Source organism: Gottfriedia acidiceleris (genome assembly GCF_004138285.1).
Lineage (GTDB): Bacteria > Bacillota > Bacilli > Bacillales > Bacillaceae_G > Gottfriedia > Gottfriedia acidiceleris_A.
In genome coordinates this window covers 53,504-72,752 of record NZ_SCFN01000018.1, presented here as the reverse complement: position 1 = coordinate 72,752, position 19,249 = coordinate 53,504, and the positions used below count along the sequence as shown (strand labels likewise).

Annotated in this window: 14 protein-coding genes and 1 pseudogene; 9 read left to right on the top strand and 6 right to left on the bottom strand. The window is 33.0% G+C overall.

Annotation, left to right across the window (positions count from 1 at the left end):
- Positions 1–173: 173 nt before the first annotated feature.
- Entirely contained in the window at positions 174–3,698 is a 3,525-nt protein-coding gene (locus EP747_RS19540) for a S8 family serine peptidase (RefSeq protein WP_129691747.1), read from the top strand.
- An 834-nt stretch (positions 3,699–4,532) separates the two neighbouring features.
- Positions 4,533–5,108, top strand: a complete 576-nt coding sequence (locus EP747_RS19535; RefSeq protein WP_129691746.1) for a DJ-1/PfpI family protein — start codon at positions 4,533–4,535, stop codon at positions 5,106–5,108.
- A gap of 688 nt (positions 5,109–5,796) precedes the next feature.
- On the opposite strand, the gene ytzI is transcribed toward EP747_RS19535, so the two are convergent.
- Genes ytzI through qoxA form a run of 5 tightly spaced genes read right to left on the bottom strand, consistent with a single transcriptional unit; the run spans position 5,797 to position 9,783 of the window.
- Entirely contained in the window at positions 5,797–5,952 is a 156-nt protein-coding gene (gene ytzI, locus EP747_RS19530) for a YtzI protein (protein ID WP_129691745.1), read from the bottom strand.
- Positions 5,953–6,008: 56 nt separating this feature from the next.
- The gene (qoxD, locus tag EP747_RS19525) at positions 6,009–6,293 is read right to left on the bottom strand and encodes a cytochrome aa3 quinol oxidase subunit IV (protein ID WP_129691744.1); all 285 of its coding nucleotides are present in this window, start codon (positions 6,291–6,293) and stop codon (positions 6,009–6,011) included.
- Between the two features lies 1 nt (position 6,294).
- Positions 6,295–6,891, bottom strand: a complete 597-nt coding sequence (locus EP747_RS19520) for a cytochrome (ubi)quinol oxidase subunit III (RefSeq protein WP_129691743.1) — start codon at positions 6,889–6,891, stop codon at positions 6,295–6,297.
- 3 nt (positions 6,892–6,894) lie between these two features.
- Positions 6,895–8,838, bottom strand: coding sequence for a cytochrome aa3 quinol oxidase subunit I (gene qoxB / locus EP747_RS19515; protein WP_129691742.1), 1,944 nt, complete (start codon positions 8,836–8,838; stop codon positions 6,895–6,897).
- Between the two features lie 48 nt (positions 8,839–8,886).
- Positions 8,887–9,783, bottom strand: coding sequence for a cytochrome aa3 quinol oxidase subunit II (gene qoxA, locus EP747_RS19510; RefSeq protein WP_129691741.1), 897 nt, complete (start codon positions 9,781–9,783; stop codon positions 8,887–8,889).
- A gap of 445 nt (positions 9,784–10,228) precedes the next feature.
- On the opposite strand from qoxA, the gene EP747_RS19505 reads away from it, so the two are divergent.
- From EP747_RS19505 to pstA, 7 genes and pseudogenes are all read left to right on the top strand, one after another.
- On the top strand, positions 10,229–11,659 hold the full coding sequence (locus EP747_RS19505) for a PLP-dependent aminotransferase family protein (protein WP_129691740.1): 1,431 nt from the start codon (positions 10,229–10,231) through the stop codon (positions 11,657–11,659).
- Positions 11,660–11,959: 300 nt separating this feature from the next.
- A complete protein-coding gene (gene deoC / locus EP747_RS19500; RefSeq protein WP_129691739.1) occupies positions 11,960–12,631 on the top strand; it encodes a deoxyribose-phosphate aldolase in 672 nt (223 codons plus the stop codon).
- Positions 12,632–13,311: 680 nt separating this feature from the next.
- Positions 13,312–14,124: a phosphate ABC transporter ATP-binding protein PstB gene (gene pstB / locus EP747_RS19495; RefSeq protein ID WP_205753852.1), complete on the top strand. Its 813-nt coding sequence runs from the start codon at positions 13,312–13,314 to the stop codon at positions 14,122–14,124.
- A gap of 22 nt (positions 14,125–14,146) precedes the next feature.
- Positions 14,147–14,803: a phosphate signaling complex protein PhoU gene (phoU, locus tag EP747_RS19490; RefSeq protein WP_129691737.1), complete on the top strand. Its 657-nt coding sequence runs from the start codon at positions 14,147–14,149 to the stop codon at positions 14,801–14,803.
- A 147-nt stretch (positions 14,804–14,950) separates the two neighbouring features.
- Positions 14,951–15,841 carry a phosphate ABC transporter substrate-binding protein PstS family protein gene (locus tag EP747_RS19485; protein ID WP_129691736.1) on the top strand — a complete coding sequence of 297 codons (891 nt, stop codon included), beginning with the start codon at positions 14,951–14,953 and terminating at the stop codon, positions 15,839–15,841.
- A gap of 106 nt (positions 15,842–15,947) precedes the next feature.
- Positions 15,948–16,811: pseudogene (gene pstC, locus EP747_RS19480) on the top strand (phosphate ABC transporter permease subunit PstC); the annotation flags it as partial.
- Between the two features lie 14 nt (positions 16,812–16,825).
- Positions 16,826–17,731: a phosphate ABC transporter permease PstA gene (gene pstA / locus EP747_RS19475; RefSeq protein WP_129691734.1), complete on the top strand. Its 906-nt coding sequence runs from the start codon at positions 16,826–16,828 to the stop codon at positions 17,729–17,731.
- Between the two features lie 593 nt (positions 17,732–18,324).
- On the opposite strand, the gene EP747_RS19470 is transcribed toward pstA, so the two are convergent.
- Positions 18,325–19,122: an HAD family hydrolase gene (locus tag EP747_RS19470; protein WP_129691733.1), complete on the bottom strand. Its 798-nt coding sequence runs from the start codon at positions 19,120–19,122 to the stop codon at positions 18,325–18,327.
- Positions 19,123–19,249: the final 127 nt, after the last annotated feature.

Here is a 19,249-nt window from a genome sequence, read left to right as displayed (position 1 = left end):
AATAGAAGAGAAAGTTGTAACAGTTGCTGTGAGTGTTTACTGCAGTGTAAGCAGGGTCTACACATGTACAATTCAATTTTAGAACTGTGTTTTAAACGTTGAATAAATATTACTAAAGACGCACTTGTTTTAGGTCAAATATCAAGATGAGTTAAGTAGGAGGAAAGTGGATAATGAGGAAGAAAAAAGGTTTTCCTTACAAAGTAATTACTACAGCAACTTTAGCAGCAATATTGTTAACGTCAACAGGTTTTGCAAAAGAAACAGAAAGTAGCACGGTTCCAGCTCCAAGTATTGAGGACATTGTAAAAAAAGGTCAAAAAATTTTCTTAGAAGAAGAGAAGCATTTAAATGAAGATCAAGTAGATGTACTAGGTTATAAGGATTTAAATGAAAATGGAATTGTTAAAGCTTATAACCCAAATGAACAAGTACGAGTAATAGTTGAAGTAGAACAACCAGAATCTATTGATATTTCTCTTAAAGAAAAAAAGAAGCAACAAAAGCAAAAGCAAGATGACGTTATAGCAAAAATTTCAAAGCAAAGATCTGTTTCCAAGGTAAAAAATCGTTTCTTTGAAGGCTTTAATGGGTTTAGTGTTGAAACAGAATTTCGTAATGTTAAAGAAATACAAAACACACCTGGGGTTGATAATGTACATATTGCAAGAACTTTTGACCCATCAATGGGGGCAAGCAAAGAATTGGTACAAGCTCAAAATGTATGGCAGCAATATGGTTATAAAGGTGACGGGTTACTAGTTGCGGTTATAGATTCCGGAATTGATTATACTCATAAAGATATGACACTTACTGAAAAAGGTAAAAAAAAGGAAAAATGGACAGAATCAAATATCCAAAATAAGTTCGCTGAAACTGAAGTAAATGAGAAATGGTACAGTGACAAAGTACCTACTGGTTATGATTGGGCGGATGATGATACTGATGTAATACCTCATGGTCAATATGGAAGCCCTCACGGTACACATGTAGCAGGTACAGTAGGAGCAAATGGTGACGAATCAAATGATGGCGTACAAGGAATTGCGCCGGGAGTGCAACTTTTAGCTGAAAAAGTGTTTTCTGATAATGGCGAAGGAGCTTATGAGGACGACATTATCGCTGGTATTGAGCACGCAGTAACAATGGGAGCAGATGTTATTAACATGAGTTTAGGAACTGATGCTGGATTTGTTGGTGAGGACAACGATCCGATTCAGAAGGCAATTCACGTAGCAACAGAGCATGGCACACTTGTAGTAGTTGCTGGTGGGAACTCTGCTTACAGCACTAAAAATGATCTAATACAATCTTCTTTACAACCCTATGCCGAAAATCCAGATATTGGTACAGTGAGTGAACCAGGTGTAAGTCCATATGCAATTTCAGTTGCTTCATATGAAAATTCGAAAATACATATGAACACCCTTGAAGAAGAAAATGGAATTCAGCTTCCATATCAAGATCAAACCCAGTTTAACTTTAAGTTTTCTAAAGTTTTATCTCCATTTGAAAGTTACGAGATGATTTTTGTAGGTGAAGGTAGAACTGAAGATTTTAAAAATAAAGATGTTACAAATAAAATTGTAATTGCAAAACCAGACCAAATATATGGCTCATACAGTCATATTCAATACGAAGCAAGTAGAAAGGGTGCTAAAGCAGTTATTTTAGTACCATCGAATACAGATGTTGACTATCCATTTGTCTACTTTAGTCCATATTATACACCAGCGGCAACAACAGGCAAAGCAATCGGTAATACGTTAATTTCTAAGTTAACAAGCGGTTATATCGTTAAAATGAAATTATCAAAAGGAATTTATATTGATAATCCAAGTAAAGATACAATGTCATATTTCTCATCTTACGGAACTCCACATACATTAGACTTTAAACCTGAGTTATCAGCACCAGGCGGAAATATTTATTCAACTGTTCCAGGCAATGAGTATGAGGTTATGAGTGGAACATCAATGGCAACTCCACATGTAGCAGGTGGATCTGCACTTTTATTACAATCCTTATATGAAAAAGGTTTAGCTCATTCAAAGGAAACAGCTTTAAAAGCTAAAATTGCTTTAATGAACACATCTAAAATTGTACAAGATCCACGGACAAATTCTGAAGTTCCTTACTCACCACGAATTCAAGGGTCTGGTTTGATGCAAATACAAAATGCAATTAAAACACCTGTACTGGTGACAAGAGAAAAAACTCCTCTAGAACAAGCAGGATCAGTTGCATTAAAAGAGATTAATAGCAATAATGTCCAATTTAAATTGAATTTAGATGCACTTCAAAACAATAAAGATAAAGAAGAATTTGAATACAGAGTTTATGTAGATGTCCTAACAGACGGCAAAGAAACGAAAGAATTTGACTTAGACAATGATGGTACATTGGATTCAAAAGAGTATTTAACATTAAAAAATGAGCGAATACAAGGGGCCATAGCTTCTGTGAATGGAGAAAAAGTATCTAATTCACAAGGAAAGATATTAAAAATTAAGACAGGACAAAACAAGAATCTCGATATTCAAATTGAATTACCTTCTAAATTAAAGAAAGGGATTTTTGTTGAGGGATATGTACGACTAGTTCCAACAGGTCAAAACGCAGATTTAGCTGTTCCAATTTCTGTACCATATATGGGCTATTACGGAAAATGGGATCAACCACATAATATTGACCCTGTGGCATGGGATAAAGATGCTTACTTGGGTTACACAGCTCTTTGGAATGATGAACCAGGTTCAGAAGGTACATTCCCACTAGGTTATGATCCGAAAACAGGAACATTTAACAAAAGTCGAATGGTTATTTCTCCGAATGCAGTCTTTAAAAATGTTTTCTCAACTTTTACGACACTAAGAAACTTACAAAAGACTGAAATGTATGTTGAGAATGAAAATGGTGATATGATTCAATATCTTGGTGACTTTAGTGAATATACTGGAAAGCCATGGAAATTCCGTAAAAATATTATGTCTTATGATAACTATTTAAATGGTGGTTATTTGTGGGATGTAAAAGACCAAAATGACCAGGTAGTCAAAGATGGTTATTATAACTATGTAATAAAAACAACTCTAGATTATAAGAATGCTAAACCACAAGTTGTAAAACTGCCTATTCAAGTAGATTCTGTTGCTCCAGTCGTTTCGGATATTAAAGTACAACCGAAAGATGGACAATATGAAATCTCTTTCAAAGCAGTAGACAATGAAAATGGTAGTGGATTTAAAGTTGGAATTATTTGGTATAACGGTAAATATAAGCCATTACAGATTGGACAGACATCAGTCCTTGTGAATGAAGAACCAAAAAGCGTTGTAGTATTGGGGTCTGATTATGCTTATAATCATGGATATTCAGTGTGGGGAGACCCTTCATATATTAATGAGGAAATGCTAGTTAGCTACTTTAGTGTATGGCCAAATGAAAATATTAGTGCAAGTATACCTGCTGGAATCAATGCATTTGCTAATAACAATGTAAATTGGACAATCAATATAAAAGACATAAATGGAAAAGTAATTGATTCTTTAATAGTTGAAAATGAAAACGAAATCCATTTGAACTGGACGCCTGAGTCAGATGTTCCAAATGGTACGTATTTTGTATCAGCAGAAGTTGTAAATAAACAAGGTTTTAAAGTAACTACAACCCCACAAACTGTTAATGTAGTACAATAAAAGAATGAAAAAATGCCAGTCTCTTATTCTACGAGCTGGCATTTTTTCATTAACTTTAAATTGATATTAAAAGTATTTCAAACAAAAGCTAACGATTTATGGTTTCCATGATAGTTAATTGGTTTGTCATCAAAGAAACTTAAAAACACAGACTTATATTAATTTTCCTCCTATGCTCTTGCCTCATTTTTCTTTATTAATAACTGAAATGAATCATTATGATAACGAGAATGTCATTTACTAAAAAAATATAACACCATATAATAACCTTAACATTTTGAATAGTTTAAATTTTCCTGTTTTTTAATGGTTTAATTCCACTATCTAAATGCAATTTATTTTAGAGGTGATGCATAAGAAAACATTAGATTATACTGAAAAATAGAAACAAACAGCAACAAAGACTAAGTTATGGAAATAATTTGTTATTCCGGATTTAAAACTATTGGAGAATTTTATGATTTATACTACCTTTTTAATTGTTGCAATTGTAATTAATGCTTTAGCCATTTTTTGTTTTTTTATTTTAGACAAACAAAATAATAATAAACAAATTTACAAAAATAAACAAATAGACTATAAATAATTGAAATACAAAATAAAGTGGGGTTGTATATTTTTAGGGGTGGAGGATCAATTGGAAATGTCGGATTTATAGATTTAGGAGCCCCCCTAAAGTAGACTACCTATCCTAAATATCGGTTAAGCTTTTTTTTGAGTGAATACTATAAGGAAAAAATAACAGAAAAACGTTAATCGTAATTCTTTCCTATGCAATTAACGTATTATGGAATAAATTTGAATAGTTAATTTGGTTAAATGGAGGGGTTAAATTTGAACATTGCTATCATCTGTTTTGATAATTTTACAGATATTGATGTATTTTTACCTTGGGATTTGTTAAATCGTGTACGTTTGGTTGGTGGTATTAGTGATTGGAATGTCCAACTTCTAGGAACTGCTAAAACACATATTTCTATGGCTGGATTAAGAATTCCAATGACAGGGGATATATCTGAGATTCCATCAGCTGATGCTGTAATATTTGCAAGTGGTATCGGGGTTCAGGATTTATTTGAAAATCAACAGTATTTAAACAAAATAAACTTCGACCCAAAAAGTCAATTGATTGGATCCATGTGTTCTGGATCTTTAATTTTAGGAGCTAAAGGGTTGTTAAAAGGTCTAAAGGCAACTACTTATCCAACGGTAGTTGAACAACTTAAAAAATTTGATGTAGAAGTTATTGAACAAAGTTTTGTTAATAATGGAAATGTTTCAACCGCTGCTGGTTGCTTCGCTGCCCAGGATCTTTCAGCTTGGATTATTAGAACCTTAGTAAGTGAAGATATGGTAAACACTGTATTAGAAACTGTGCAACCTGTTGGAAAAGGATTGTATTTTAATTAATTGTTCATGAAATATAAAAGACAGTGTTAATAAATATCTTTGTGATACCAATACAACTGTTATACCTTCATATATACAGTAGTTTAAATAAAAAACTTGCATTACATATTCAATCACGTTATCAAGATCAAACTGAAATTGTTATCTCCCCAATTGAAAAACTTCCTATATGTAATCAGGACGATGAGCAAAATCCTCCTTTCATTTGTAAAAAAATAAAGGAAGAGATATGGAGATATAAGAAAGTAATTGAATTATTATTGTAACCCCTGAATGAATACAATCATTCTATTTCAGGGGTATAAAAAAAAGCTAAAGACTGGTTTTCAAGAGTTGATCAGGTAATCGTGAAAAAACCTGTTATGATTGCAGAAGTTTCTCCAGGCGCTTTAGGAACAGCTCGTGCACAAATGCCTCTCCAGCCCGCGAATGGATGCTACAACTGGTAAAACTTTTCATTATGTGTCATAAATAACCGAATCCAAGCAACGATTTCCTCCCAAATCATGTTTTTCCTTTTATGATACAAATAGATAAAAATAAAAAAAGGAAAAAGGCTTGAAAAAATCTTAGTCAGATCAAACCTTTTCCTTTTATAAAAGCATTTATTCAATTATATTCTAGTTACGACAATACTGTTGAATAGAAAACATCACAGAATACAAATTCTCTCATTTCTTCGTTACAATTATTTATTATTTTTATCATCATAAACGTTTTTAATTTCATCAATTTTATCAACTTTATGTTTTACTCCATAACCTTTATTTACTGTTACAACAAAAGCACCGAATACAACAAAAATTATGATTCCACCTATAACATATACAGCTGTCATTGACATAAAATCACCTCAAAAATTATTTTAGAGCTTCAGATAATTAATCATTTACTAATGTATTAAACATATCCCCAAATCATACAGAGTAAAGTACCGAATACGGTAACTAGTGCGATTGATAATGCGTAAAAGATATTTGTATAAATAGATCCTTTATCTCTTGTTTCACCTGCATGCATAAACACTACTAATTGAAGACCCGCTTGTAAAAATGCTGTTACAAGCAATATTGTCATTCCAACTGTAAATGACAAGTTAAAGAAGTAGACTACTAGCGCAATTCCAGTTAGAATCATTGAAAAAGCAAAGCCTTTAACTTGCTTAAGAGGAAATAATTCTTTCATATTACATCAATCCTTTCAGATAAACAAAGCTAAAAATGAAGATCCATATTACGTCTAAGAAATGCCAGTAGAGTGAAAAGATAAATGTTTTATTAGCAATTTCTGGAGTAATTCCTCTTTTTCGAATTTGTAACATGATAAATAATCCCCAAAAAAATCCAAGTGTCACATGAGCCCCATGTGTACCTAAAGTTGTTAATAGAATTGCAGAAAATGCGCTTGTTTGTAATCCAGCACCAATATGCACATAATGTACGAATTCTGAAATCTCAAAACATAAAAATACTAAACCAAGAAGCAGCGTAATCGTAAGAAATGTGATTACAGCTGTTTTTCGACCAATACGCATCGCATGTATAGCAAGTCCTATAACAAAGCTACTTGCTAAAAGAACAAATGTTTCAATTAAGACAGGTGTAATCTCGAATATTTCTGCGCCAGTAGGACCATTGCCAGTACGATTGACTAATGTAAAATAAGAGGCAAAAAGAGTTCCGAAAAGCATGATTTCTGCACCTAAAAAGATCCAAAATCCTAATATGTTTATTTGATTTTGTTCTGTACTATATTCTAATGGGAGTGAGTTTTTTAATTTCATCGATTAGGCACCTCTAAATTCTTTTTCATTTTCTCTAATTTTTTCTACAGGAATATAGTGGCCTTTATCAATTTCAAAAGAACGTTGCCCCATTAAAACAAATATTCCTATTGCAGAAACAATTACTGGAATCCACAATGAAAAGACAAATGAGAATCCAAAAACAAATATGATACAGCTCATGATAAAAGGTGCGCCACTATTATTTGGCATATGAATTTTATCATAATGACCTTTAAAGATCGGTATTCCTAATTTCTTCGCATCCCAAAATGCTTCAATTGAATGTACTTCAGGGATAGTCGCGAAGTTATAAGAAGGAACTGGACTATGAGTAGCCCATTCTAAAGTACGAGCATCCCATGGGTCTGAGCTAATATTTCTAGATGAGTAACGAATACTATAATAAATGTTAAACACTAGTAAAATAAAACCGATTGCCAAACCGATTGCTCCAATAAAGGATAATAAATTCAATGGACCAAATCCTGTAGACTCTGAATAAGTATACATACGACGAGCTTGCCCATTTAATCCAGTAAAGAACATTGGGAAAAATGTTACGTTAAAGCTAATTGCGATAAACCAGAATGCCCATTTTCCAATTCTTTCATTTAACATAAAACCAAACATTTTAGGCCACCAGTAGGTAAGTCCAGCAATCATGGCAAAAACGACACCAGGAATGATCGTGTAATGGAAATGGGCTACTAAAAACATCGTATTATGGTATTGGTAATCTGCTGCAGACATTCCTAGCATCACACCAGTAACTCCACCAATCGTGAAGATGGGAATGAAACCTACAGAATATAACATTGGTACAGTAAAAACGATTTTACCTCTCCCAAGGGTAAACAACCAATTAAAGATTTTTATTCCAGTTGGAATGGCAATTGCCATTGTTGTAATCGAGAATATACTATTCGTTAATGCACCTTGACCCATTGTAAAGAAGTGATGAGTCCAAACTAAGAATGATAGAAACGAGATAATTAACATTGAATATACCATTGATTTGTATCCGTATAAGTTTCGACGTGCAAATGTGGAGATGATTTCACTATAAACACCAAAAGCGGGTAAAACTAGGATGTATACTTCTGGATGTCCCCATACCCAAAAGAGATTTGCCCAAAGCATATCCATCCCACCGTTTGAAGTTGTAAAGAAATTTGTACTGAATAGTCTGTCCATCGTACCCATCAAAAGAGCCACTGTTAAAACAGGAAATGCAAATACTACAATTACATTTGCCGTTAGAGCAGACCAAGTGAAAATCGGCATTTTAAATAGTGTAATACCCGGTGCTCTCATTTTTAAAATAGTTGTGACAAAATTAATTCCAGAAAGTAAAGTACCAAGTCCAGCAATTTGGAGTGCAATCATATAATAGTTTGTGCCAACTGACTTACTCAGTTCATTACCAGCTAGTGGGAAATATGATGTCCATCCTGCATCTGGAGAGCCACCAATTACAAATGAGATATTTAATAACATCGCCCCCATAAAAAACAACCAAAAGCTTAGTGCATTTAAACGCGGGAATGCTACATCCCGTGCACCAATTTGAAGAGGTACAACAAAGTTCATGAGAGCATAGATAAATGGCATAGCCATAAAAATAATCATGACAAGCCCATGAGTCGTAAATATTTCGTTATAATGCTGTGCATCTAATAAAGTATTTTCGGGAACGGCCGTCTGAGCCCGCATCAAAATGGCATCTACTCCACCTCGGAAAAGCATTAGTAATGCAGAAAGTAAATACATAATTCCAATTCGTTTATGATCAACAGTTGTTAACCATTCTCTCCATAAATAACCCCATTTTTTTAAATAGGTTAAACCCGCTACAATTGCAATTACAGTTATCCCAATCGCAACCATCGATGCATATATAGCAGGGTTTGGATGTGGAATCGCAAATCGATCAAAAAATTCCATAAAACATTAACTCCTTTAACTACATTTAAATTTGAAAATTACGAAAGATTAATGACTAGAGTGTTTTGAATGCTGTTCCATTTTAGAGTCCATTTCATTTTCACTAGAGTGATGATTATGGCCTTCTTCATTTGGAGGTAAATACTCCAAGTGAGTTCCAGTAAACGTTAATTCTCCAAGGTGCCCTGGTTTTAACAACTGTGTGAACTTTTCTTTTGTTAGAAGTGGAGCGGTTTTCTTAACATCTTTAACCCATTCATTAAATTTGTTTACAGGGACTGCTACAACATTAAAAGTATTTTCAGCAAATCCTTTACCACTGAAATTTGCATTACGTCCCATATACTCACCTGGAACATCAGCTGCTAAGTATAATGTAGTGACCATGTCTGACATCGCGTATTTTTGTCCTCCTAATTGTGGAATCCAAAAACTTGTGATTGGTCCTTCTGAATATAATTTAAATTCTAATGCTCTATTTGTAGGGATATATAAATAGTTTACCGTCTCAATATTTTGTTCTGGGTAGCTGAAATGCCATTTCCAATTAGATGATGTAGCGTAAATTATTAATGGTTTCTTATTTGTATATCCAGTTGGGGCAGACTCGACCTTATTGTTGCTTTGTACCGAAACGATTGAAAGAAAAATGATGATCAATACTGGTATTCCGACACAAATCATTTCAACCAATACACTCCCTTTAATTTTAGGAGGTTCATAAGTACTACTTTGATTCGATGAACGATATTTAATTAGCATATAGCCTAAAATAAGGAAAACGATTAAGACTATAAAAGACATAATCCAAATGGATAACATAATATCTTTAGCTTGGGTCTGAGCTTGAGGTCCTTTAGGATCCAACACCTTTAGTGGTTCGCACCCTGATAAAAAAATGAGAATAGAAATAAAAAAAGTTTGCAAAGTCCATTTATTCTTCATGAACAAACTCCTTTTCGATTTTTTTTCATTCCATAACGTAATTATTGAGTTAATTTGATTCACAATTGGTTAAAATATAGAGCCATAAATATTGAAAGTCAACGAAATCAGAATTTCTGTCAATAAATGTTCACAATAAAAAAAAAGTTGATTTACAAGTATTTGAAGTGATTTTTGAATTCAAAATCAGGTATCATCAGTTGATACTTCTGGTTTTCTGCAGAACGTCTAATTAATAATTTTTGATGGGAATTTTGTTTTTTTGTAAAGTGGATGGTAAAACTATTGGATAATTGGATGAGTAGGAGTCAAGGAAATTAAATTATAATAGATGAATTATTTTATTAATATTAAGTAGTTAAAATAGATTTCATTGTAGATTGAAAATACGATTTAAATATACATTTATGTGAGAAAGAATAATGAATTGCGAGGAATATTGTCAATGGAGTGGAAACCCGATCGTGAAGCGAAAAAAGCGATCTATAAACAACTTGCCGAGTACATCGAAGAAGGAATAGTTAACGGTACTTTTCCACTAGATAAACCTCTTCCTTCCGAAAGGCATTTAGCGAAAGAATTTAACATTAATCGAAGCACAGTAGTTGCTGCTTATGATGAATTGGAATCAAATGGGCTTATAGAAAGAAATAGAGGAAGCGGAACTACAATAAGTAAAGATATTTGGGGGATAACTAAGAAACGAATACCAAGTTGGAACAGATATGTTGAAGCTGGCTCATTTCTACCAAATTTGCCTGTAACTCAAAAAATTCGTCAAAAGACAGCAGAAGATAAGCTAATTAATTTAGCAAGTGGAGAGTTGTCAGAAGATCTTTTTCCGATGAAATCATTAAGAGAAATTATTTCCACTAGATCATTTATTGGGAGTCTTGGATACGATCATCCACAGGGTTACAAAATATTAAGAGAGACAATAGCAAAGCATGTTAAACAGTATCGAAAAATTGAAACGAATTCTTCATCAATTTTAATCACATCAGGTGCTCAACAAGCATTATATTTAGTTGTTCAATGTTTGCTAAACCCGGGGGATTCAGTAGCTATTGAAGATCCTTCATATGCGTATAATCTACCGATTTTTAAATCAGCGGGGATTAAAACCTATTTACTACCTGTAGATCATAATGGAGTAAACCCAACAGATATAATCGAATTACATAAAAAACATAGAATCAGAATGCTATTCTTAAATCCAACCTATCAAAATCCAACCGGAACTTATCTTAGCCATGAACGTCGTAAGTCAATATTAGATATATCTTCAGAACTTGGTATTCCTGTCATTGAAGACGATCCATATAGTTTAACGTCTTTTAATGGAGAAACCGTCTCTACTTTAAAATCAATGGATGATAATGGAAATGTATTATATATAAGTTCGTTGTCGAAAATTGTAGCATCCGGTTTAAGAATTGGCTGGATTATAGGTCCAAAGGCTGTAATTGAAAGATTATCAGATGCTAAACAACAAATAGATTTTGGTCATTCTGGATTTACACAATGGATTGCAAATGACTTTTTAGAAGCTGAAAATTTTCATTTGCATATTAAAAATTTAGTGAAGCAGCTAGAAAAAAGAAGAAATCAAATTGTTAAAAGCCTTCAATTTTATTTAAAGGATCAGGTAGAATATACTCAGCCTCAGGGAGGTATCCATATTTGGTGTAAATTAAAAAAAGAAGTTAATGAAGTACAATTACTAGAAGAATCAATCAAAAAAGGGGTAATCTTTGCACCGGGTTCAACAATGGGATCCGAAAAAGGGTTTGTCCGTTTTACATTTGCAAGAGAAGATGAAAAATCAATAGATGAAGGGATAAAAAGATTTTCTAAAGCACTAAAATCTATTTGAACTAGGAATCATGTAATCATCATGATTCCTTTTTTTATTCATTATTTTGTGAGTGGATGGGGTAAAAAGTGTTACATTGGATGGTTTAAATTTTTATAGATTTTTTATAATGAAACTGTGGAAACAATCCATGAAATCATAACGTTACATGATAGTTTATCGAGTGAAATGATTCACAATTATCTTTCACTTTTACACTTGCTAAATAAACTAAGTAGATATAAATTTTCAAAAGTATGGCAGATTCAGTGGAATCAGCACAGAGTTAAACAAAAAATAATTGATAAGGTGGAGTAAAACATGGAATATACAAATATTATTGATCACACATTATTATCGCCAGAGACTGATGATGTAGCCATTATTAAGTTATGTAATGAAGCGATGGAATTCGGATTTGCTTCAGTAGTTGTAAATCCTACTTGGGTAAAATTAGCCTCAAAACTTGTGAGACAATCTGATGTTAATGTATGTACTGTTATCGGATTTCCATTAGGTGCTAATACAATCGAAACAAAAGTATTTGAAACTAAAAATGCAATTGAAAATGGGGCTACAGAAGTAGATATGGTCATAAATATAGGTGCTTTAAAAAGTGAAAATTATGATTTAGTCGAAAAAGATATTAACGCAGTAGTAGAAGCTGCGAATGGAACAGCATTAGTTAAAGTGATAATTGAGGCATGTCTTTTAACAGAGCAAGAGATTCAATTAGCATGTGAATTATCAGTAAAAGCAGGGGCTGACTATGTAAAGACATCGACTGGCTTCTCTTTACATGGAGCAACACTTAAAGATGTTGCCCTAATGAGAGAAACTGTTGGAGAATCTGTAGGAGTAAAAGCGTCTGGTGGTGTTCGCAGCATTAAGGATATAAAAGCTATGGTTGAAGCAGGGGCAACAAGAATTGGTACTAGCTCAGCTGTTCAAATTTTTTCTGAAAATACAAACCTTAATTCAATTAAATATTAATGTATACTTTTGCCGATTACAAACTGTTGTAATATCCAATTCCTTTGGCTTTTTAGGCCATAATTCACTGAATGTGTTGAAAAAGTATGAATAAACGTAATAAATTGAAATGTACTAAAGGGAGGGAAATTAATCCCTCTTTTTGTTAACATCATAATTCTAGAATGATTCATCCGTTTGACGCGAAGGAAGTAGAAATAATTACCCTACTAGTTCCCGAAGAGGATTAAAGCTGAAAGAGATTCGTCCTTGATCACGATGCAGATACCTCGTATTTGAACATTATGTACTGGCAAACCTTTGGGTGGACCATAAGTTATAAAAATATATAAAATAGCAATGCAATTCTTGAATAGAACGAGCATTGCTATTTTTGTTTTTTTATAATGAAATTGGCAGCTTGATCGAATATAGAGCTGCCTTTTTGTGCTGCCTGTAACAACTAGTAGAGTGAGTTTTTCTTTACAATTCTGACTAGTATGATACTTCGTTAATAGGGGAATCTAACTAAGATTTAAAGGTATGTAGAATTGACGCTTTAAGTAAGAACTAAATATGAAGTTAATAAACATAAAAATAAGGTGGATTTAATGACTGGAGGCGATTTGAAAATTAATTGTTGGATTAAGAATAGTAATTAAACTCAAAATGGAAGGGTATCGAAATAAATGACTAATACAATGATTAAAGAAAAACACGATATAAAATATACGATTGAAGAACAGCCTGATTTAAAAAAATTAATTGTTTATGATACACAGAATTTATCTCTTTGGTATGGTCAAGATAAAGCGTTAAAAGATATCAATTTAAGTATTTATGAAAATGAAGTGACAGCAATCATCGGACCTAGTGGTTGTGGTAAATCCACCTATTTAAAAACTTTAAATAGAATGGTTGAATTAGTACCAACTGTTAGAACTGAGGGTAGTATTTTATATCGTGATAAAAATATTTTTGATAAAAATTATCCCGTTGAAGAATTACGAACCTCTGTTGGTATGGTATTTCAAAAACCAAACGTCTTTCCTAAATCGATTTGGGAAAATGTAGCTTATGGACCAAAAATTCAAGGTATTAAAGATAAAAAAGAGCTAAATCAAATAGTTGAGAAAAGTTTAAAAGGCGCTGCGATTTGGGAAGAGGTGAAGGATCGTATACATGAAAATGCTTTCGGTCTTTCAGGAGGTCAACAACAACGACTATGTATAGCACGATGTTTAGCAATTGAACCAGACGTTATTTTAATGGATGAGCCCACATCTGCTTTAGATCCTATATCTACCTTAAAAGTAGAAGAGCTTATTCATAATTTGAAAAAAGAATTCAGTATTATAATCGTTACTCACAATATGCAACAAGCTGCTCGTGTATCTGATCGAACTGCGTTTTTCCTTAGTGGTGAAGTAGTTGAATACTCTGATACGAATAAATTATTTTCTACACCAAAAGATAAACGTACAGAGGATTATATCACTGGACGTTTCGGTTAATGGAAGGCTCAAGAGGTGATCATTGATGAGACATAAATTTGAAGAAGATTTAAGAACCTTACAAGAATTAATCATCGAATTAGCTGAGAAAACAAAAAAAGCTGTAATTAAAAGTATGGATGCATTTCGAGCTGAAGATATTGAAAAAGCTTTAGAAGTAATTGATGAAGATGATCGTATAAATAAACTAGAAGAAGAGATAAATGAATTAATTGTTGTAATAATTACTAGACAGCAACCTGTAGCTGTAGACTTAAGAAGAAATTTAACAGCTATAAAAATTTCACATGACCTTGAACGAGTTGCCGATTACGCTGTAAATATTGCAAAATCGACAATTAGGATACTTGATCGACAGGAAAATTTACCATTAGAAAATATTGAAAAAATGCATGAATTAGGAATTGATATGCTTTCTAAAGCAGTGGATGCGTATCGCACGGAGGATTTATATGCGGCTAAAGAAATTGGCGAAATAGATGATCAAGTAGATGATTTATATGGAGCAACAGTTCAATTTTTAATGAATAGCATTGCCGATTCACCTGATCACGTTACAAATTTAATGCAGATGGCTTTTATTTGCAGATATCTAGAAAGAATTGCAGACTATGCAACAAATATTGCTGAGAATATTTATTATCTTGTAAAAGGTAAACATTATTTCTTAAACCAATAAAAATGAGACTATAAAAATTATGAAAAATAAAAGTGAATATAGAGAGAATGAATCTACATTGTATAGCAGTTTTTATTTGGCAGAAACTATTTTTGTAATTTTAAATTGCAATAGTTTGAAGGCTAATTAATTTTACTTTGGAGGTATATGATGAAACGTAATATTAAACTGATATTTGCATTTTTTTTAGTAGCAGTCATTTTAGTAGGTTGTAACACACAAAAAAATATGAATAAAAAGAATCAAACTGGTGGGGGAAAATTAAGTGGTACGATTACAGCGGCTGGTTCAACTGCGTTACAGCCATTAGCTGAAGAAGCTGCTACAGAATTCATGAGTAATAATCCAAGTGTCTCGATTACTATTCAAGGTGGTGGTAGTGGAACTGGAGTAAACCAAGTAACATCAGGAGCGGTTCAAATTGGGAATTCTGATGTACCAGCATCTGAAAAACTTAGTGACCCAGCACTTGCAAAGGATTTAGTTGAAACAAAAGTTGCAGGTATCGGTTATTCAATTGTTATTAATAAAGATGTTACTGTTACTTCATTAACGTTAAAACAAATTCAAGATATCTTCTCAGGGGCAATCACTAATTGGAAAGATGTTGGAGGTAAGGACGAGAAAATAAATGTGATAAATCGTCCAGCTGCTTCTGGGACAAGAGCAGCTTTCGAAAAAACAGTTATGAGTGGTGTGAAAATAAACGATTCAGTGGGTACAGTTCAAGATTCAAATGGAGCTGTAGAACAAGCAATTAATAGTACTCCGGGGACGATTTCTTATTTAGCAAATTCATATCTGGTTGGAGATAAAAAGAATGCTTTAACAATTGTTCAAATTGATGGAAATGATTCTTCAATTGATAATATAACAAATGGAAAATATCCATTTTACTCATATGAGTACATGATTACAAAAGGTGATTTAAAAGACCCTGGAAAAAGTTATATAGATTTTGTTAAAGGCGATGATTTTGCAGTGAAAGTTGAAGAAATGGGTTATGTACCGATGTCTAAAATGGGTAATTTAAAATAATGATCTAACCCTAAAGGGTGTTCTATTTCAAATTAAGTTTGATTAGGCACCCTTTATTAGCACTTAAATTATTATTAGGAGTTATTTATGAAAATCAGAAAAAAAAAATTACTTTGCAAATGAATACTTAGGAAGAACATTAGTAACCTTTTGCGGTATTTTAATGGTACTTACCACGATTTTGATTATTATTTTTATTGTAGGTAAAGGAATACAATCATTTACTCAGAGTAATATTTCATTATTTGAAATGCTATTTTCTCCTGATTGGAGCCCAAATGACGCACAAAATCCTAGGTTTGGAGCATTAAAATTTATTACTGGTTCAATCGTAGTATCAATTGGGGCAGTCATTATTGCAGCACCAATTGCAATCGCATTAGCTATTTTTATGAATTATATTTCACCGATTTTTGGAGATAAAATATTAAAACCTGTTTTAGAAATATTAGTAGGTATCCCTTCAGTTGTCTACGGATTTCTGGGAGTAACAATTCTAGTCCCGATTATTCGTAATCAAATTGGTGGAGTTGGTTTTAGTTTAATCGCAGGAATAATTGTATTGAGTATCATGATTCTTCCAACAATTGCAAGTATAGCATCAGATGCGATTAGAGCAGTTCCGAAAGATTATTTAGAGGCTTCTTATGGATTAGGTTCTACTCGATGGCAAGCAATTAGTAAGGCTATTGTTCCTGCTGCGACCACTAATGTATTAACTGGTGTAGTACTTGGTTTAGCTAGAGCTTTTGGCGAAGCTTTAGCAGTACAGATGGTTATTGGTAATACACTTCAATTTCCTAAAAGCATTTTTGATCCCACTGTCACATTAACTGGTATATTAACAATGGATATGGCTAATACGATGAATGGAACCTCATGGAACAATGCATTATGGTCATTGGCAATGATTTTACTACTCATTTCATTTTTCTTTATATTAATTATTCGATTCATCGGTAAAAGATAGGGGGAACAAGCATAATGAATGCTCGAAGTATTGATAAATTATGGACAATCATTCTCTATATCGTTTCATTAATTATTGTTTTACTACTTATTTATCTACTATGGGAAATAATTTCAAAAGGATGGGGATTTTGGGACCCAAATTTTTTATTTGGAAGACCAAGTAATACACAAGCCGGGGGTGGCATTGGCCCACAATTATTTAATTCATTTTATATTTTAGTATTAACATTGGTGATTTCTATACCTCTAGGATTAGGATCAGGAATTTATTTGGCAGAATATGCAAAGCCAGGGAAATTTCTAAGCTTTGTAAGACTTTGTATAGAAACTTTAGCTTCTTTACCATCTATTGTAGTTGGATTATTCGGTTTACTTGTATTTGTTACAATGACTGGTTGGGGGTATTCTTTAATTGGAGGTTCACTCGCAATTACAATATTAAATCTACCAAGTCTTACCCGTGTATCAGAAACTGCACTACTAGATGTTCCGAAAAATATTAAAGAAGGTAGTTTTGGTTTAGGGGCTACAAAATGGCAAACAATTGTTAAAATTAGTATTCCTACAGCAATTCCACAACTCGTCACTGGGATTATTCTATCAGCAGGCAGAATATTTGGAGAAGCAGCAGCGTTAATCTATACTGCAGGATTAACAACTCCAGTTTTAAATTCGGTTGCTCCAATTAATAGTCAAATGAATCCATTAAATATTTTTCGGCCTGCAGAAACATTAGCAGTTCATATTTGGAAACTGAATTCTGAAGGTATTGTCCCAGACGCTCAAGAAATTGCTGCAAAGTCGGCTGCAGTTTTGATCGTTATGGTCCTATTATTTAATCTATTAGCTCGATTAATTGCTAATTTTATTCATAGAAGATACACAGGTACTAAAAGAAAAGTAAAGGTAATTACGTGAATCATCCGAATTTTTTATATGGAAACAGAATTTCATAAATATGAGATTTAATTAAAGTTGACGAATTACTTTAAGTAGCTGGTCTTTTTGGAAGAAATGAAAAACATTTTTTCTTCGTTTCGGGTGTATGAAGCTAGTGGAAATTATAAAGTATTCCAACACAATTATTCAAAGAAGTTTATAATCATTAAATTAATGAATCTTATGCAATTAACGCATGCTTTAGTTGAAGGTATGCAGCTTTTTGTGCGACGGGCAGTCGCATAGGGTGCTGACTTAGTCAGCGCCATTTTGCTGATCTAGACCCAGACGACGCCTCGATCAATCAAGTTACCGAGGTAAAACCATTTGAATGAACATCAAGGAAAGGCATGGAATAAGTAATGAATCAAGAGCGGAAATACAAACTATACAGTGTTTATGGTCAATTAATTTCACTTTTGAGGACAAATTGAAGTTTAGAAGATACCAATTGAATAAAATTCTAAACCAAAGCAAAAAGGTCCAGATTTTTTTTCCGAGCCTTTGTTCTGATTTAGGATTTACTCCTATTCACTGAACTTGTTTGAATTGCATTTTTTATTAAAAAAACATTAAATCGCAAATGTTTCTTTTGATTTAAGAAGATAACGTTCTATAAATTCAGCTAATCCATCATTTTCATGATGTCCAGTTACAAAATCAGATACCGCTTTAACTTTTTCGCTAGCGTTCCCCATAGCCACACCAGTACCAACATGACGAAGCATTTCAATATCATTTGGTCCATCTCCTATAGCTACGGCTTCATTTGGATTAATTCGATATGCACGAAGTATGTTTTTGATAGCAGACCATTTTGAAACATTTGGAGCAACCATTTCAAAACCGTCATTCCAATCTATGACTTCAGCTTCCTTTTTAAACAAAGCGGATATTTCAGTATTTTGTTCACCTGTTCGAACACTATATTTAAGAACATCATTATAATTAGCCAGTCTTAAGTCACCAATGTATCGTGGTGGAATTTGCCCAACTTTTGTCCAATAATCAATTTCTTCATTTGTTTCCTTACAGTAAAGTCCATTAGCTGTATGGATAATAACATTACAAGGGTTTTCAGCAGTCAGATGATGGAGTAGTTCTTCGTTCACTCTGACTGTTTCCATTTGCATCATTCTTCCTGTCCCTCCATCATGAATGGCGGCACCGTTCAAACAGATCATCGGAGTTTGTAATCCTATTTCTTTATGGTATGGAGCGGTTACTTCATAGTGTCGACCAGTTGCTAGAAATACCATGACTCTCTGATTAATGAGCTTATAAATGGCTTCCTTATTACGGCGAGAAATGTAGTTTGATTCTGTTAGAAGTGTACCGTCCATATCTATAAAAAATGCACGTATATTCATTTATTCTGCCCCCTCATTTGAAGTTAAACTCATCATATCATCTGAATATTAAAACCTAGTAAACTCAGTGTATAGATTTATTGAAGATTAATGATAAGCAGGGAACAGTAAAGAATAACTGCAATTC

Coding starts and splice junctions, on each gene's coding strand:
- EP747_RS19540 (WP_129691747.1), top strand. CDS start 174: ATGAGGAAGAAAAAAGGTTTTCCTTACAAAGTAATTACTACAGCAACT.
- qoxD (WP_129691744.1), bottom strand. CDS start 6,293: ATGAAAGAATTATTTCCTCTTAAGCAAGTTAAAGGCTTTGCTTTTTCA.
- pstB (WP_205753852.1), top strand. CDS start 13,312: ATGATTAAAGAAAAACACGATATAAAATATACGATTGAAGAACAGCCT.
- EP747_RS19470 (WP_129691733.1), bottom strand. CDS start 19,122: ATGAATATACGTGCATTTTTTATAGATATGGACGGTACACTTCTAACA.
- qoxA (WP_129691741.1), bottom strand. CDS start 9,783: ATGAAGAATAAATGGACTTTGCAAACTTTTTTTATTTCTATTCTCATT.
- pstA (WP_129691734.1), top strand. CDS start 16,826: ATGAATGCTCGAAGTATTGATAAATTATGGACAATCATTCTCTATATC.
- EP747_RS19485 (WP_129691736.1), top strand. CDS start 14,951: ATGATGAAACGTAATATTAAACTGATATTTGCATTTTTTTTAGTAGCA.
- EP747_RS19520 (WP_129691743.1), bottom strand. CDS start 6,891: ATGAAATTAAAAAACTCACTCCCATTAGAATATAGTACAGAACAAAAT.
- ytzI (WP_129691745.1), bottom strand. CDS start 5,952: ATGTCAATGACAGCTGTATATGTTATAGGTGGAATCATAATTTTTGTT.
- deoC (WP_129691739.1), top strand. CDS start 11,960: ATGGAATATACAAATATTATTGATCACACATTATTATCGCCAGAGACT.
- EP747_RS19505 (WP_129691740.1), top strand. CDS start 10,229: ATGGAGTGGAAACCCGATCGTGAAGCGAAAAAAGCGATCTATAAACAA.
- qoxB (WP_129691742.1), bottom strand. CDS start 8,838: ATGGAATTTTTTGATCGATTTGCGATTCCACATCCAAACCCTGCTATA.